The organism is Cellulosilyticum lentocellum DSM 5427 (assembly GCF_000178835.2).
Classification (GTDB): Bacteria; Bacillota; Clostridia; order Lachnospirales; family Cellulosilyticaceae; genus Cellulosilyticum; species Cellulosilyticum lentocellum.
The window spans coordinates 1,396,021-1,413,531 of the sequence record NC_015275.1 but is presented as its reverse complement, the minus strand read 5'-3'; the positions used below and the strand labels follow the sequence as shown (position 1 = coordinate 1,413,531).

Sequence of the window (17,511 nt, the reverse complement as noted above, 5' to 3'; positions counted from 1 at the left end):
TTGGTAATTCTATTATACTGAAAAAATATGAATTTTGTATAGATATTTCCATATTATTACATCTATTTTTTATCTTCTAACATATATCCCATACCTCTTTTTGTTACAACATACACATCATATCCAAAAGGGCTTAATTTCTTTCTTAAGTGACTCATATACACTTCTATAATCTCTGTAGAAGCATCACTATCATAACCACAAATTCGCTCAAAAATTTGTTCTTTAAAAAGCAAAATATCTTTATTTAACATTAAATATTCAAGCAAATGAAATAAACGCTCGTTCAGTTCTATTTTTTCATCTTTAATCCATACACTTTTTTGCTTTAGGTCTAGGTGTAAATCTTTAAACACCAAAGTATTTTCTTCTGTCATTTTTCCTAGGCGTTTTAAAATGACATACATTCTGGCTTTTAATTCTTCCATAAAAAAGGGCTTCGTTAAATAATCCTCAGCCCCCAACTGAAAAGCTCTTAATTTGTCTCCTAAATCTTCCTTGGCTGTTAAAATAATAACTCCTAACTGCCGCTTTTTATTTTGTACTTCTGCTAATACACTCATACCGTCTTTTCCAGGTAACATTAAATCTAAGATAACTAAATCATAACTAAATGCCTCTAAGTGTAAAAGGGCATCTTCACCTGTATAAACCTGATCTATCTGGAAATCTTCCTTTAAATAGGTATAAATATTATCACTGATTTTATGATTATCCTCTACCAATAATACCTTAATCACATCTTTACCTCCTTTATACCTTAGTTCAGAAATAATATATCGCATTTCCCTTAATTCTTACTTAACCTTTATTATATCATGATTACAGCTTTTCATCCTACTTCACATTTGTATTTCTTGCTCAATAAAAAAGTGTGCTACTCGTAGCACACTTTTTTATTGAACTCTTATTTATATAGATACTTATTAACCAATATTAATACCGAAGTTATTGCAAAGTGCACCTAAACCACCTTGATAACCACTTCCAATTGCATTAAACTTCCACTCACCATTATGTCGATATAATTCACCTACAACAATGGCTGTTTCTATTGAGAAATCTTCCCCTAAGTCGTAACGAATAAGCTCTGTTCCTGCTGTTTCATCTAAAACACGAATATAAGCATTAGATACTTGTCCAAAGTTTTGATTTCTTTGCATTGCTTCATGAATGGTTACTGTAAAAGCAATTTTTTCAATGTTAGCAGGCACAGTATCTAACTGAACTTTCATTTGCTCATCATCACCGTCTCCTGCTCCTGTTGTATTATCACCTAAATGAGTTACTGAACCTGATGGATGACGTAAGTTGTTATAGAAAATAAAGTCTGCATCAGAGGTTACTTTACCAGCACCATCTGTTAAAAAAGCTGCTGTGTCTAAATCAAATGACTGCCCTCCATCATATTTATTGGTGTCCCAGCCTAATCCAACAATAATATTTTTAAGTCCTGGATTAGATTTTGTTAAATCTACTTTTTGTCCTTTTGCAAGTGTTATACCCATTTTTTCTTCCTCCTTATATATTAATTTTTATACATCAAGTCCATAGTTTTTGCAAAGTGCAGCAAGACCACCTTGGAAACCACTACCTACAGCACTGAATTTCCAGTCAGCTCCATTCCTATAAATTTCACATACTACAATAGCCGTTTCTATAGAGAAGTCTTCCCCTAAATCATAACGTAATACATCTTCTCCTGTATCTTTATTAATAACACGTACATAAGCATTAGATACTTGTCCAAAGTTTTGACCTCTTTCTATAGCTTCATGAATAGTTACGGTCACAGCCATTTTTTCCACATCAGCAGGCATTTTTGCAAATTCAAGAAGGATTTGCTCATCATCGCCATCCCCTTCGCCTGTACGGTTATCTCCTGTATGAATAACAGCTTCATTTCTACTCTTTAAATTATTGTAAAAGATAAAGTCTTCATCATGATTCGTTCTACCATTACTTCCTACCAAGAATACAGAGGCATCTAGATCAAAGTCAAAACCTCCTGAATACTTATTAGTATCCCAACCAAGTCCAATAATAACCTTTTTTAAAGCTGGGTTTCCTTTTGTTAAATCAATTTTTTGGCCTTTTACTAAATTAATTGCCATTTGTATTACCTCCTCTATTGCTTATGTGCTTCTTGAACATATATTTTTAGTTGAAACGTACTAAATATAACGACTTACCATGTTTTTAAGAGATGGATCATTAGTACCATTGCCTACTGCAGCAAATTTCCATTCACTTTCATGTCTATAAACTTCTCCTACAACTAAAGCTGTACTACCTTTATAGTTATCTGTTAAATTAAAACGTACAAGTTCTTGATTAGTATTATGGTCAACAATTCGAATAAATGCATTTTGAATCATCCCAAAATCCTGTCTTCTATTAATACAGTCATAAATATTAACAACAAAAATAATTTTCTCAATTTGTGCTGGTATGCTATTTAACTCAATAAAAATTTGTTCATCATCACCAGCACCATCACCTGTTAAATTATCCCCCATATGCTTAACACTTTTAGATGCATGTGTTAGATTGCCAAAGTAAATGACGTCTTTATTAGAAAGTAATTTGTCACCTGCTCCTAACATAATAGCAGAGGCATCACAATCGATATCTTTATTACCGCCTCCAAACAAACTACCTAGTAAACCTTTTCCTGAGCTTACAGGGTCCCAACCTAGACCAACCATAATTTTATTTAAGCCAGCATTTCCTTTTGTTAAATCAATCTTTTGTCCCTTTACTAAATTAATTGCCATTCGCTTTCCTCCTAGTTCTCCCTTTTACCTTTTAAAGATGGTATTTGCTTTATTATATCATATTATTATCGCTATAACAGAGAGATTTTATAAGATTATTATTTTTTATAAACAAATTCTCTAATTAAAAGTTTCACCTGCTCATATTTTTTTTAATATTTTTATTTATTTTCATCCTTTTTTTTAGCTAAATATGAATTTTTACCGATAAAATTGAATTTTTTTATTAAAAGTGATATAATTCGATTATCAGTTAGTAGAATCAAGGGGGTGCTTATGGTACGCAAAACGGTTTATGCTCCACACTATGATTTTTTCATTGATCAATCGAAAAAAACAGATGTATATAATATGGACTTTTTTCATATGCACAAAAAATATGAAATTTATTATCTATTAGAAGGCTCACGTAAATACTTTATTGATGACTCTATCTATCTAGTCAACGCTGGGAGCTTAGTACTCATTGATGCAGACTCTGTTCATAAAACAGCTAATATGGGGGATGTACCTCATAGCCGTATTGTCATTAATTTTAGTAGTAGCTTTATTGAAGATTTCTCAGATGAATTAAAAGCGATGAATCTCACTTCTATTTTTAAAACTAAATTCACCGTATTACCTCTTTCTTTTAAGTACAAGCTTATTATTGAAAATATCTTGTTTAAACTTGTAGAAATAGGCAGTGATGATATTGAACTCGGTGCTAAGGCAACAGCTGAAGATGAAACTTTACCTAATGCCTACAAAAAAACCTTACTTAAATTGCAGTTATCCGAATTACTTATTATGATTAAAGAATACTTAGAGATTTTACAGCAAAAAGAATATGAATCTCATCAAATTGTTAATAACAAAGTAGATAAAATAATAAAGTATATTAGTGCTCACTATACAGAGGACCTAACACTTACGTCTATTGCCGAGCAATTTTATATTAGTCCTTTTTACTTAAGTAAGATCTTCAAAAAATCTACTAACCTTTCCATTATAGAATATATTAACAGCCTTAGAATTAGGAACGCAAAAGAACTACTTGAAAGTTCCTCTACTAAGATTGCTGATATAGCAGAATTAGTAGGTTTTTCAAGTAGTTCTCATTTTAGTCGAACCTTTAAATTGGTTACAGGTCTTTCTCCTCAGCAGTATAAGAAATATTATTCTACTAGGTAGTCTGTTACTTGATCAAGATTTAAGGTTTCTCCAATATGATTTTTTACCACCACATCGTGAAGTCTGATTTTATCTACATTACGTATGATAAAGCCTGATTTCACGATTTTTTCTTGAAAACTAAGCATTTCTGGATAGTCAGGAGTTGCATCTTCCTTAAACTCAATAAACACATTTTTAAAGTTAAGTTCTTTAATCGTTTGTTCTGGAAGTCCATAAATGAAGCCCGCACATACTTCTGAGTTTTCACAATAAATATTTTCGAAATTCAATGTTCCTATATAAGGTGTACGTTCATCTACTGGAAGCTTATCTTTGCTCCATACATACTCTGTTTTTCCATCTGGATCACAGAAATAGAAACAATTAAGAGTGAATGGTGTTAATACCCCATCCATTTTGATATTTTTTATATAAATCTCATCAATAACAGCAGTATTTCCTCTACCGCGTCTTGTTTTGATTCTCAGTCCTCTATCTGTGTTTCTAAAGAAACAACGTTCTACATATACATGTTTGATGCCGCCTGACATTTCACTGCCTAATACTACACCACCATGTCCATATTCCATTAAACAATTTCGGATAATAATATTTTCACTAGGTCTTCTCATATCTACTGGTACACTAATTTTACCAGATTTAATAGCAATACAATCGTCCCCTAATGAGAATTTTACACCAATAATTTCTACACCATTACAAGATTCTGGATCAATTCCATCTGTATTAGGTGAATCCTTTGGGTTATTAAGTGTTAAATTGATAAAACGAAGCTTTGTACTTCTAACAGGATGAACTGTCCATGAAGGTGAATTTTTGATTGTGATTCCTTCTACTACAACATCCTCACAATCAACTAAGTAAAGGCTACGTGGCCTCCACGCTCCTCTTTTCACCTTACAATCAACCCACCAATCAGCATTTTGACCATTACCATCAATTGTTCCTTGTCCAATAATGCGTACATCACGAACACCAATTCCTGTAATAATGCTAGCGTAACAGTCTGCCATATCTCCTTCCCAAGAAGCAAGATAAGCTATACTACCATCTTCAAGTATCATTTTCCCAGGTAAAATAGGATAGTCCTTTCTATCTGTATGAGCTAATAAAGTAGCACCTTCTAATAACTCAAGCGTCATATGACTTTTAAGAAAAAGTGGAAGTATTTTATACGTTCCTGCTGGTATTACAACTCTTGAACCTTTTGGTGCTGCCATAATAGCTGCTTGGATAGCTGCAGTGTCCATAGTCACGCCATCGCCTACCGCACCGAAATCTTTAACGTTTAAGATAGCAGTATCAGAAAGGGTAGCCACTGTATCGGCTACCTCCTTTCCGTTTGCTGATAAACTAATGTGATATTCGGTCGCTGGTGTTAAGTTATAAATTGTAAAGATATTTGTCTTAGGAGACGCCTTAGCTTCACCATTTATACTTAATGAATAGTCTTGGTCTACAAAGTGACAAGCCTCATTCTCTATTTCAATCGTTACACTTGTCGAAGTTACATTGGCTATATTCCACATCGCACACCATTCCTCCTCTTAGCCTTTAATACCACTACTTGCAATACCTTCAATAAAGTATTTTTGAGCTGAGAAGAATACGATAATTGATGGAGCAAGACCAACAAGTGACATAGCAATAACTTTATTCCAGTCAAAGGTACCACTTGTTGCATCCATTGACATTTTAAGAGCAATTGTTAATGGATATTTTTTAACTGAAGTTACGAAGATTAATGGACCCATGAAGTCATTCATTGTCCACATGAATGTGAATAACGCACATGAGATAAGTGCTGGTTTAAGCACTGGTAATAAAATTTGTATAAGGGTTTGGAAGCTTCCACATCCATCGATTTCAGCTGCTTCATCAAGATCTCTAGGAATACCTCTAAAGAACTGAATGAGCATAAATACAAAGAATAATTCTGTTGCAAATAATGCTGGAAGCACTAATGGTGCATATGTGTCAAGTAAACCGAAAGTTTTCCACATCATGTAACTTGGAATTCTCAAGATAATATTTGGAAGTAACATTGTACCAATTACACATGAGAAGAATAATTTCTTTAATGGGAAATTAAATCTAGCAAAACCATATGCTGTTAATGATGATGAAATGACTACGAAAATTACTTTAGGAACAACAATCTTAAATGTATTTAAGAAATAATGTCCCATTGTATATTCTGTTCCTGTTTTCCACCCATCAATATAAGGTTGGAAGTCAAATGAACTTGGAATAAATCCAATTGAAGTAAAAATTTCTGCATTTGATTTAAACGAAGCACCAATTAACCAAATAATTGGATAAACCATGATAATAGCTACGAAGATTAAGATAGCATACATACAAGCCATTTTAATAGCTTTCTTTCTTTTTCGTTTTGCTTGTCTTTGCATTTCTGCCGATCTTCTTTGTTCTACTGTTGCATTTTGACTAAGTTGCTGTTCCATCTTATTCTTCACCTCCATTGTCACTGTAGTATACCCAGTATTTAGAACTATTGAATGTAATTAATGTAAATGCCATTACAATGATAAATAGAATCCATGACATAGCACTTGCATATCCCATCTTATAGTGTTTGAAAGTGTTATCATAAATAAGCATTGGTAAGAGGTATGTTCCTTTTTGTGGATCCCCTGATGTAATTAAGTATGGTGCATTGAATTCCTGGAAGGCACTTACCAGCTGCATGATGAAGTTGAAGAAAATAATTGGTGTAATCATTGGTATAGTGATTTGGAAGAAGTTTCTCCAAGGACCTGAACCATCCACAGCGGCTGCTTCGTAAAGATCCCCTGGTACTTCTTTGAGTGCTGATAAGAAGATAACCATAGTTGAACCGAATTCCCATACACGAAGTAATACAATTGTAAATAGTGCTGGTGTTGCTTGACCGAACCAACTGATTGGGTCTACACCTACAACACCTAATACTTGGTTAACAAGACCATCTGTTGCAAATAAGAATTTCCAAAGAATAGCAATTGCTACGTTTGAACCTAAAATAGATGGAATGTAGTATGCTGTTCTAAAGAAATTAATCCCTTTAATATTCATATTAAGAATAAAAGCAACAAATAATGAGAATGCTAATTTAAGCGGCACTACTAATACCACGTATTTAGCTGTTACACCTAAAGCTTTAAGGAATTGTCTATTTCCAAAGAGCTTAGTAAAGTTACCAAAACCTATCCATGTTGGTGCATCCATTAGATTGTAATCTGTAAAACTTAAGTAAAAAGATGCTATAATTGGATATAATGTAAATACTAAAAATCCAATAAGCCAAGGCATAATATAGAGAAGTCCGATATAATTCTTCTTATTGAACTTCTTTTTAGCAGTACTTTTCATAAGTCCCCCCTCATTTTATACTGGGCAAGTTAAGCTTGCCCTATTTTTTTTATTACTATTGTGCAATTGCATCTAAAATATCAGTCATTTCTTCAAACATTTCAGCTGCCGCTTCTTCAGTTGATTTGGTACCATAAGATACATGCTCAACTGCTGTTTTGTAAGCTTCTTTCATTTCTGAGTTTTCCATATAAATACTCATGATAATTGGATCACAGTTTTCAATTTGAGTTGTTCCTTCAAAAGCAATGCCATCAAGTTCTCCAGTTGATGCAAGTGCTTCTTTAGCAGCTGAAGATGCTGGTATACCTCTTGTTGTTCCAAGAATTTGTGCTGCTTCTGAGTCATTTAATAAATAATTTAAGAATGTCGCTGCATGAGCTGGATATTTTGTATCTTTATTAATTGCAAATAATAAAGATGGTTTCATAAACCAACCTGTTGACTTGGCATCATCCATCATTAAAAGATCACCAAGAACTAATTCTTGACCTTTTTCTTCTAATGCTTTTTCATATTTACCAATTGAACTACTCCACTCAAGTACACCTGCTACTTTTCCATCTAACCAAGATGGTGTTTGGTAAAGTGGTGTTGTACCAGCTTCGTTTGATCTTTCTTCTTGTGTTCTAATTACTTTCGCATCCTCTAAAGATTTATAGAAGTCAAGCGCTTCTTTAACATCTTCTTGTGTAAATCCAAGCGTGCCATCTTCATTAATGAAAAGACGACCTGTTTTTTGTTGCATATAGACAACACTCATATACCACCCTGGGAAACCTGCTCCTGTATCAAGGTCAAATGGATATAAGCCTTGCGCTGCAAATGCTGAACCTGATGCTAAAAGTTCATCCCATGTTTTAGGAACAGCTACACCAACTTTATCAAAAGTTGTTTTATTGTAATATGTACTTCTTCCTGTTGTAGAAACTGGGATAGCATTTAAAATGCCTTTTCTTCTACCAAATGCTAATACGTTTTCATTGAATGTACTAAGGTCTAAATAATCACCTAAACTTTCAAGATTGTAGAAACCGGTTCCATCTGGAGAGAATTTTAATAACCAGTCATAGTTAACTTGAAGAATATCTGCGGCTGTACCACCTGTCATCTGTGTAGTGATTTTTTCAGCATGACCATCCCAACCACCGTATTCAGCTTCAATTGAAATATTGGGATATTTAGCTTTGAAAGCATCAATAGCAGCTAATGTTGCTGTGTGACGATCATCCCCGCCCCACCAGTTAAATCTAAGTGTAACAGAATCAGCTGTTACATCTACTTTTTCCGCTGGTGTTTCTGTTTTTGGTGCTTCTGTTTTGGCATTATCACTTCCACAGCCAACTAATGAAGTTGCAAGTAAACATGTTGACATTACCATTGCAAGTGTTCTTTTCATCTTAAATCCTCCTAGTTGTCATTCGTTTCGGTCAAGTTCTAGTCATTTCATCTAATACTAATAACCTATATTGAAATTATATAGCATTTTTTAACAGTAATCCATACTAAAATTTGTTCTTTTTCTACACTATAATACATATATTGCTATCAATCGACTATTTTTATAGTTACAATCAACAATTTAAAGAATATCTCCCCTATAGATAAATCTAAAGGGGAGCATTGTAAATACTATTGAGCAATTGACTCTAATGTGTCTACTAATTCTTCATACATTGTAGCTGCTGCTTCCTCTGTTGTTGCTGTTCCATAAGAAACGGCTTCTACAGCTTCTTTGTAAATTTCTTTCATTATAGAGTTTTCTAAGTATGGGCTCATAATGATTGGTTGACAGTCTTCGATTTGTTTTGTACCTTCATAAGCAAGACCTTCAAGCTCACCTGCAGCTTGTAATGCTTCTTTTGCTGCTGAAGAAGCTGGAATACCTCTTGTTGTTCCAAGAATAACTGCTGCTTCTGGATCATTTAAGATGTAGTTTAATAATACTGCTGCTGCTTCTGGAGATTTTGTATCTTTATTGATTGCAAATAATAAAGAAGGTTTCATGAACCAACCTGTTGATTGTGCACCATCAAGTGTTAAAAGATTACCAAGAACTAATTCTTGACCTTTTTCTTCTAATGCAGATTCAAATTTACCAATTGAACTTGACCATTCAAGAACACCAGCTACTTTTCCATCTAACCAAGATGGTGTTTGGTAAAGTGGTGTTGTACCAGCTTCATTTGATCTTTGTTCTTGTGTTCTAATTACTTTTGCATCTTCTAAAGATTTGTAGAAATCAAGACCTTCTTTGATATCTTCTTGTGTAAATCCAAGTGTACCATCTTCATTAATGAAAAGATGACCTGTTTTTTGTTGCATATATACAATTGAGTTATACCATCCTGGGAAACCAGAACCTGTATCTAAGTCATATGGATATAAACCTTGAGCTGAGAATTTCTCACCTAACGCAAGAAGGTCATCCCAAGTTTTTGGAAGTTCTGCTCCAACTTTATCAAATGTTGTTTTGTTGAAGTACATACTTCTACCTGTTGTAGAAACAGGAATTGCATTTAAAACACCTTTTCTTCTACCAAATGTTAATACATCCTCTGAGAATGTACTAAGATCTAAGTAAGAACCCATAGATTCAAGATCTAAGAAACCTGTTCCATCTGGAGAGAATTTGCTTAACCAGTCATAGTTAACTTGAAGAACGTCTGCTGCTGTACCACCTGTCATTTGAGTAGTAATCTTTTCAGCATGGCCATCCCAACCGCCGTATTCACTTTCTACTTTGATGTTTGGATATTTTGCTTCGAATGCTTTAACTGCTTCAAGAGTAGCTGTGTGTCTGTCATCGCCACCCCACCAGTTAAATCTGAGTGTTCCACTTACTGCAGATGGGTCTGCAGCTTCTGCAGATGCTTCTGGACTTGCAGATGCTTCTGTGCTTGGTGCTGGAGTACTTGATGCCTCTGGTTGTTTTGACTCGTTACTACCACAACCAACTAGTGAAGTTGCTAATAAACAAGTTGACATTGCCATTGCTAATGCTTTTTTCATACTAAATCCTCCTAAAAAATGAATTATTAGTGTGAAAGGTTTTGTGTCCTTTCATTTCAGCTTTTACTACACATGCTTATTTATGTATTCAAAGTACGTACCTTAAGTAAGTAGCTTTGGAGCTGACATATAAACTTAAGTCTTTTTCTAGTTAACTCATTCTGATCTTCACTCTAGTTTCTTGATGTCTTATCTAACTTTTTTTGTTAATTATATAATTATTATATATTTAAAATTATATATCTTATTAATTAAATAACCATACATAATATTGTTCTCTTTGGCATGTTTTTTACATATCTTGTTCTCAAAGTATGATTTTTATGGTGATTTTAAACAACTAACTTCCTTCTATGCTATAATCCTATTGTTAAATACTATGATGACAAGGATGTGTAAACATGATTGTAGCAAAGAATAACCAAGGAGATTTTGATTCAGTGCAAGCTGCTATTGATAGTATTCCAAGCTCTAATACAACTTGGTGTACAATATACATCAAAAATGGCGTTTACAAGGAAAAAATTCACATTACTTCTCCTTACATTAGACTTATTGGCGAAAGTGCTGATAAAACAATTATTACTTATGATGATTATGCCTATAAGCTTTTTCCTACTGGCGAAAGCTATGGTACCTTCAACTCCTATACCATGTTTGTAGGTACATCTGATTTTCATGCAGAAAATCTTTGTATTGAAAATAGTAGTGGCATAGGTGACAAAGTAGGACAAGCTATTGCTGCTTATGTGGACGGCGATCGTGTGTGTTTTAAAAATTGCCGCTTTATAGGCTATCAAGATACCCTCTTTACAGGCCCATTACCACCCAAGCCTATTGTACCTGGTTCATTTAGAGGTCCCCGTGAAAATGCACCTCGCATTAATGGTAGACAATACTATGAAAACTGTTACATCCAAGGAGATATCGATTTTATCTTCGGCTCTGCTACCGCTTTCTTTTATAGCTGTACCATTTTTTCTAATGATATAGGCAAAAAAGTAAACGGCTATATTACTGCTCCTTCCACACCTGAAGGCCAAGCTTATGGTTATGTCTTTGAAGATTGTAAGATTACTAGTCATTGTCCAAAACACACCGTTTATCTAGGACGTCCTTGGAGGCATTTTGCCAAAAGCGTATTTATTAATTGTGATTTAGGAGCTCATATTATCCCTGCAGGTTGGCATAACTGGGATAAGCCTGACAGTGAAAAAGTAAACTTCTTTGGTGAATATAACAACAAAGGCCCAGGATATACTCCTACAGAACGTGTTAATTGGTCTCATTTATTAAGTGACATGGAGGCTAAACATTACTCTCGTCAAAATGTACTAAACGGTAGTGATAATTGGACTCCTTGGAGTTAATTTTAACAAAGTCAAAAAATACTAAAACAATAGAGTGAGACAAACTTTTTTTTATAAATCACAAAAAAAATTTGTCTCACTCTATTGCTTTACTTTCTAAATTATTTAATAAGTTCCGCCATAAAAGCTCTATCTATTTTCGCTTCTATTGGTTTAATTTCTTCTCTTAACACAGTTGTTTCAGGTTTATTCTTTTTTACCCAATCAATGATACGCTTAAAATTCGCTGCATTATCTTGAAGATTCGTTTTCTCTAGTTCGCCTGTTTCATTTAAGCGTGTTCCTTTCATATGAAGCGCGGCTATTTTATCACCAAAGCAGTCAAATGCACGATTCCACAATTTTTCTTGTTCCTCTATATTTTTTGATGTTAAAAGGTTAACAGGATCGAATATGATTTTTAGACGTTCTGAAGGAATTCTTTCTAATAACTCTTTTGTCAGTTCTGGTGTATTTAAAGTATGAAGTGCAACTGGCTCAATAGCTACATCAAGCCCTATTTCTTCTCCTTTTTTTACAATCTGCTCAACAGAATCTACAAGTCCCTCAAAGGCAATTCTTCTTTCCTCATCTGTACTATCCATGCTAAAGTGAGTTGTTTCTGAACCTATACACCTTGCACCTAAATATTTTGCAAAATCCATGCCTAGTAGGAAACGTTCTACATGTTTCTGCCTTTCTATAGAATCTAAATGACCCAATTCTACATAACAACCAAATACAGGAATAGCTATATCATATTTTTCCATAGCTAATTTAATATCTTTTAATAAACTTTCATCTACATCCTCTAAACTATTAACGCCTTCAATTGCTTTTGGAATAGCTAATTGAATCTCATGAAAACCATCATCACTTATTCTTTTAAAAAGCTCTTCTAATGGTTTCTTACCATAGTCATGTGCTCTCAAACCTATATTCATCTATGCATCCATCCTTTTATATTTCATTAATAAAAAAGCATTACTTTATTTCAGGATTAAGTAATGCTTTTTTTGAGGGTAATTTTTGAGTATAATATGTTAATTTATTTTTAGCCACTTTTAAGCTATGCTTAGGCCATGGCATTTCCTATCCGTTTTATAAAATATAACAAAAATGATTTCTACAAAAATAAACGAGTGAACTAATCTTATCTTAAATCTTTAGTTTGGATGTGGTCCATGTCATCAAAGTTTTGATTTTCACCAACCATTCCCCAAATAAAACTATATGCTTTTGTACCTACACCACTATGGATGCTCCAGCTTGGCGAAATAACCGCATCTTCGTTGTGCATAACGAGATGTCTTGTTTCTTGTGGCTGTCCCATCATATGGAATACGATATCATTTTCTTCCATATTGAAGTATAAGTAAACTTCCATTCTTCTTTCATGTGTATGTGATGGCATAGTATTCCATAAACTACCACTTTGAAGTTCTGTAAGGCCCATTGAAAGCTGGCAGCTCTTACATACTGCTGGATGAATATATTGATTAAGCGTTCTTACGTTCGCTTCTTCTGGCGTACCTAAATATCTCTTATTAGCATCTTCATAACCAATCTTGTGTAATGGATATACTGCATGTGCTGGTGCGCTGTTGATGTAGAATCTAGCAGGTTTATTGCCATCTACACTTTCAAAAGAAACTTCTTTTGTTTCTTTCCCAATATAAAGGCCATCTTTATAATCCATTTCAATACGATTGCCATCTACTACAATAATACCTTTACCACCAATATTGATAACACCCATTTCTCTTCTTTCTAAGAAATAATCGCTACCAAGTTCTTTTGAACCTTCGATAACAAGGGCTTTAGTTGTAGGAACAGCTGCACCTACAATAATACGATCTACATGACTATAAAGGAATTTAAGTTCTCCTGGCATGAATAAGTTTTCAATGAGGAAATTTTCTCTCATTTCCTCTGTAGTCATTCTTTTTGCTTCATTAGGACTAATACTATATCTTACTTCCACGTTAAACCTTCCTTTCCTTCTCATCAACTATAGCATCCTCATCTAAGATGAGGACACTTATTTATTATTAACAAATAACTTCTTCATTCTTAAAGCTTACATAGATTATCTAGCTAACCAACCACCATCAACTGCTACTGTGTAGCCATTTACGTAGTTTGATGCTTCTGATGCTAAAAATACTGCTGGACCTTGCATATCTGCTGGTGTTCCCCAACGTCCTGCAGGAATACGATCTAAGATTGCTTCACTTCTATCTTGGTCTGCTCTAAGAGCCGCTGTATTGTTTGTAGCCATATAGCCTGGTGCAATAGCATTTACATTAATGTTGTGCACAGCAAACTCATTTGCCATAGCTCTTGTGATACCCATTACAGCTGATTTAGAAGCTGTGTAAGATGGTACACGAATACCGCCTTGGAATGAAAGCATAGATGCGATGTTAATGATTTTACCACCATTACCTTGTTCAATGAATTTTCTAGCTACTGCTTGTGAGAAGAAGAATACTGTTTTTAAGTTAATGTTAATAACATCATCCCAGTTTTTCTCAGAGAAATCAATGCAGTCTTCTCTTCTAATGATACCAGCGTTGTTTACTAAGATATCTACTTTACCGAATTTTTCTACTGCAGTATTAATAATACCTTCGATTGGATCTGTTGACATTAAGTTAGCAACAATACCTACGAATTCTCCACCTTTTTCTTCAATAGCTTTTTGTGTTTCTGGCATTTCTACATAGTCAACACCTACTACCTTTGCACCTGCTTCTGCATATGCAAGAGAGATTCCTTGACCTAAACCTGTTGATGCACCTGTTACGATTGCTACTTTTCCTTCTAAGCTAAATTGATCTAAAATCATTTGACTTACCTCCTAAATATGTATTTATTTTTTATAATAAAAGCTTACTTTATAATGTAACACCATCTTTGAAGATAGCTAAATCACGAATACCATTTTCTTCTGTCTTACACTGAATTTCTCCAGACGCTAATGCTAAAATATAGGCATAAAATTCTGTTGAAACCTCTTCCATTGTTCTGCCAAGTAAAAGTTGACCTGCATTAAAGTCAATCCAGTTTTTCTTCTTAGCATATAATTCATTATTACTTGAAATTTTCACAGTTGGTACTGGTGATCCAAATGGTGTACCTCTACCTGTTGTAAAAAGAACAATATGAGCACCTGAAACAGCAAGGGCTGTTGATGCAACCAGGTCATTACCAGGAGCTTGAAGTAGATTGAGTCCCTTAGTAACAACCGGCTGACCATAAGTAAGAACATCCTCTACCGGTGCACTTCCACCTTTTTGGGTACATCCTAAAGACTTATCTTCAAGTGTTGAAATACCACCTTTTTTATTACCTGGAGATGGATTTTCATAAACCACTTGATCATGTTTAATAAAGTAATTTTTGAAATTGTTAATGAGCGAAACAGTTTTGTCAAACACTTCTTCATTAACACAACGTTTCATAAGAAGCGTTTCAGCCCCAAACATTTCAGGTACTTCAGTAAGAATGGTAGTGCCACCCTCACTGATTAATTTATCAGATACAGCGCCTACTAATGGATTAGCTGTGATGCCAGAGAATCCATCTGACCCGCCACATTTTAATCCGATAACAAGCTCTGAAGCAGGTACATCTTCTCTAGTAAATCCAGAGGCATAATTTACAAGTTCGCCAAGGACTTCTAGTGCTACTGCTACTTCATCTTCATGCTCTTGAGAAACAACAAATTTAACACGTTTCTCATCGTAGTCACCAATTACTGCTTTGAGGCCGTCTATGGTGTTGTTTTCACAACCAAGCCCGAGTACTAGTACCGCCCCAGCATTAGGATGATTAATTAAACCAGCTAATGCTTTTTGTGTATTTAAAAGGTCATCACCTAACTGTGAACATCCATAAGGGTGTGTGAAAGTATAAATACCATCAATATTTTCTTTAATTAAACTTTGTGCCTTTTTTTCAATCATTTTAGCAATATCATTCACACAGCCAACTGTTGGAATAATCCATACTTCATTACGAATTCCCACTTTACCGTTTGGTCTTTTATAACCTTTGAATGTAGCTGGTGCATGAGCTTCTAATAATTTAACTTCAGGCTCATAGGTATATTCAAGTAAATCACCAAGACCAGTTTTTAGGTTATGGGTATGTACCCATTCCCCCTCACTAATATCAGCTGTTGCTATACCAATTGGATTACCATATTTAATAATTGCTTCACCTTTTTTGATAGGTACAATGGCTTTTTTATGACCAGCTGGAATACCTTCAGCTTCTTTAAGAGCTACCATCACATTATCTTTTTCATTAATTTTAATAAAATCTAACATAGGTTTATTCTCCTATCCTATTAACTCTTCGAGTGCTTTTCTCATACCTACTGCTGTAATTCTTTCTAAGTGAGCTGTAACTGTATCATTGAAGTTTTTATACTCACCTAAATCTTTACCCCAGAATTTTGTATGTGAAGTAAATTCTTTTACAAGCTGTGCTGTTTCTAATTTGCCAACACGGCTAGCAAAGAATTCAAGTACATCAGCATCATCCATGATGCGATATTCTTCTTCACCACGTTTACCAATTAAAGCACCATCTACAAGTTTATTTGAATTGTAGAATGCCATAAGTGCAGCAAATGAGAATGTTAAATATTTAGGAATGCTACCTTTAGCTTCGTAGTGGTCATGGAAGCTTACAAGGTTTCTAGCTTTCCATTTTGATACCGAATTAAGTGAAATAGCTAGTACACTGTGATCGATAAATGGATTTTCAAAACGCTCAATAACTGAGTTTGTAAAATCTACTACTTCATCATGTGGAAGATCTACTGTTGGAACAATTTCATCAAATAATAAATGCTCCATATAAGTACGAATGGTTTTATCTTCCATACAACCTCTTACAATATTTTCACCTGCAAGATAACCTGCAAGTACGGTGCCTGTATGACCACCATTTAAGATACGAACTTTACGATCTCTATATGGTTTTAAGTTATTTGTAAATACTACATTGCAGCCTGCTTTATCTAGTGCAAAGCTTTCTGAAATGTCTTTATCACTTTCAATAACCCAAAGACCAAATGGCTCTGCTACGTCTAATAAATCATCTTGATAACCAAGTTCTTCGCAAAGTACTGCTGCTTCTTCTCTTGGATAGCCTGTTACAATACGGTCTACCAAAGTGTTACAGAAAATATTGGCTTCTTTTACCCAAGTGGCAAACGCTTCACCAAGATTCCAAAGTGCAATATAGTTTAAAATACATTCTTTTAATTTTTCTCCGTTTTTCTCAATAAGCTCTACTGGAAGAATTTTTAATCCTTTTGAAAGATCTCCATTAAAGTGTTTGTAGCGGTCAAAGAGAAACTTAGTGAGCTTACCTGGATATGTATTAGGAGGTGTTAATTCAAATTCGTCACTCTCGTCATATACAATACCTGCTTCAGTTGTATTAGATACGATAAATTCAAGTGTTTCTACCTTTGATAACGCTTCGTATGCTGCATAATCTTCATTAGCTGCTACACTCTGGCTTACGCAAGTGATAATTCTTTTCTCATTAACTGTTTCACCATTAGCTTTTCCTCTAAGAATAACTGTGTAAACATTATCTTGTGCTTTGAAACGTTCTAAGTTACCAAATGTAATAGGTTTTACAAGAGCAACTGAGCCATCGAAACAACCTTTTTCATTAGCTACATCTATCATTTGTTCTACGAATGCTCTTAAGAAATTACCTTCACCAAATTGAAGTACTTTAAGAGGACGTTCTTTTTTAACAATGCCTTCATTTACTTTTTTCATTTTATACCTCCG

At 34.2% G+C, this 17,511-nt stretch carries 16 protein-coding genes; 2 read left to right on the top strand and 14 right to left on the bottom strand.

From position 1 onward, the window contains the following. Window positions 1-62: 62 nt before the first annotated feature. The 4 genes from CLOLE_RS06370 to CLOLE_RS06355 form a co-directional block, all read right to left on the bottom strand. Window positions 63-740 carry a response regulator transcription factor gene (locus CLOLE_RS06370; protein WP_013656258.1) on the bottom strand — a complete coding sequence of 226 codons (678 nt, stop codon included), beginning with the start codon at window positions 738-740 and terminating at the stop codon, window positions 63-65. 186 nt (window positions 741-926) lie between these two features. Next, complete coding sequence (locus CLOLE_RS06365; protein ID WP_013656257.1) at window positions 927-1,508, bottom strand: TerD family protein; 582 nt, start codon at window positions 1,506-1,508, stop codon at window positions 927-929. A gap of 27 nt (window positions 1,509-1,535) precedes the next feature. Continuing rightward, window positions 1,536-2,114 carry a TerD family protein gene (locus CLOLE_RS06360; RefSeq protein ID WP_013656256.1) on the bottom strand — a complete coding sequence of 193 codons (579 nt, stop codon included), beginning with the start codon at window positions 2,112-2,114 and terminating at the stop codon, window positions 1,536-1,538. A gap of 60 nt (window positions 2,115-2,174) precedes the next feature. Then, complete coding sequence (locus CLOLE_RS06355; RefSeq protein ID WP_013656255.1) at window positions 2,175-2,777, bottom strand: TerD family protein; 603 nt, start codon at window positions 2,775-2,777, stop codon at window positions 2,175-2,177. A gap of 276 nt (window positions 2,778-3,053) precedes the next feature. Between CLOLE_RS06355 and CLOLE_RS06350 the strand changes: the two genes are divergently transcribed. Then, the gene (locus CLOLE_RS06350; protein ID WP_013656254.1) at window positions 3,054-3,950 is read left to right on the top strand and encodes an AraC family transcriptional regulator; all 897 of its coding nucleotides are present in this window, start codon (window positions 3,054-3,056) and stop codon (window positions 3,948-3,950) included. Here CLOLE_RS06350 and CLOLE_RS06345 read toward each other — a convergent pair. The 5 genes from CLOLE_RS06345 to CLOLE_RS06325 all read right to left on the bottom strand — a co-directional run bounded on the left by CLOLE_RS06345 (window position 3,935) and on the right by CLOLE_RS06325 (window position 10,337). Next, on the bottom strand, window positions 3,935-5,482 hold the full coding sequence (locus tag CLOLE_RS06345; protein ID WP_013656253.1) for a glycoside hydrolase family 28 protein: 1,548 nt from the start codon (window positions 5,480-5,482) through the stop codon (window positions 3,935-3,937). The genes CLOLE_RS06350 and CLOLE_RS06345 overlap by 16 nt on opposite strands. Before the next feature lie 18 nt (window positions 5,483-5,500). Continuing rightward, window positions 5,501-6,364 carry a carbohydrate ABC transporter permease gene (locus tag CLOLE_RS06340; RefSeq protein ID WP_202945213.1) on the bottom strand — a complete coding sequence of 288 codons (864 nt, stop codon included), beginning with the start codon at window positions 6,362-6,364 and terminating at the stop codon, window positions 5,501-5,503. Window positions 6,365-6,419: 55 nt separating this feature from the next. Continuing rightward, a complete protein-coding gene (locus tag CLOLE_RS06335) occupies window positions 6,420-7,325 on the bottom strand; it encodes a carbohydrate ABC transporter permease (RefSeq protein ID WP_013656251.1) in 906 nt (301 codons plus the stop codon). A 55-nt stretch (window positions 7,326-7,380) separates the two neighbouring features. Further along, entirely contained in the window at window positions 7,381-8,724 is a 1,344-nt protein-coding gene (locus CLOLE_RS06330; protein WP_013656250.1) for an ABC transporter substrate-binding protein, read from the bottom strand. 233 nt (window positions 8,725-8,957) lie between these two features. Next, complete coding sequence (locus CLOLE_RS06325) at window positions 8,958-10,337, bottom strand: ABC transporter substrate-binding protein (RefSeq protein ID WP_013656249.1); 1,380 nt, start codon at window positions 10,335-10,337, stop codon at window positions 8,958-8,960. Window positions 10,338-10,738: 401 nt separating this feature from the next. Between CLOLE_RS06325 and CLOLE_RS06320 the strand changes: the two genes are divergently transcribed. Then, window positions 10,739-11,707 (top strand): pectinesterase family protein, encoded by a 969-nt coding sequence (locus CLOLE_RS06320; protein WP_013656248.1) that lies wholly within the window; start codon window positions 10,739-10,741, stop codon window positions 11,705-11,707. 101 nt (window positions 11,708-11,808) lie between these two features. Here the strand turns inward: CLOLE_RS06320 and CLOLE_RS06315 are convergent, their stop codons facing one another. The 5 genes from CLOLE_RS06315 to CLOLE_RS06295 form a co-directional block, all read right to left on the bottom strand. Then, entirely contained in the window at window positions 11,809-12,630 is an 822-nt protein-coding gene (locus CLOLE_RS06315) for a sugar phosphate isomerase/epimerase family protein (protein WP_013656247.1), read from the bottom strand. A 209-nt stretch (window positions 12,631-12,839) separates the two neighbouring features. After that, window positions 12,840-13,670: a 5-dehydro-4-deoxy-D-glucuronate isomerase gene (gene kduI / locus CLOLE_RS06310; protein WP_013656246.1), complete on the bottom strand. Its 831-nt coding sequence runs from the start codon at window positions 13,668-13,670 to the stop codon at window positions 12,840-12,842. 105 nt (window positions 13,671-13,775) lie between these two features. Continuing rightward, complete coding sequence (gene kduD, locus CLOLE_RS06305; protein ID WP_013656245.1) at window positions 13,776-14,537, bottom strand: 2-dehydro-3-deoxy-D-gluconate 5-dehydrogenase KduD; 762 nt, start codon at window positions 14,535-14,537, stop codon at window positions 13,776-13,778. 49 nt (window positions 14,538-14,586) lie between these two features. Continuing rightward, complete coding sequence (locus CLOLE_RS06300; RefSeq protein WP_013656244.1) at window positions 14,587-16,023, bottom strand: UxaA family hydrolase; 1,437 nt, start codon at window positions 16,021-16,023, stop codon at window positions 14,587-14,589. A gap of 12 nt (window positions 16,024-16,035) precedes the next feature. Next, window positions 16,036-17,499, bottom strand: a complete 1,464-nt coding sequence (locus tag CLOLE_RS06295; protein ID WP_013656243.1) for a tagaturonate reductase — start codon at window positions 17,497-17,499, stop codon at window positions 16,036-16,038. Window positions 17,500-17,511: the final 12 nt, after the last annotated feature.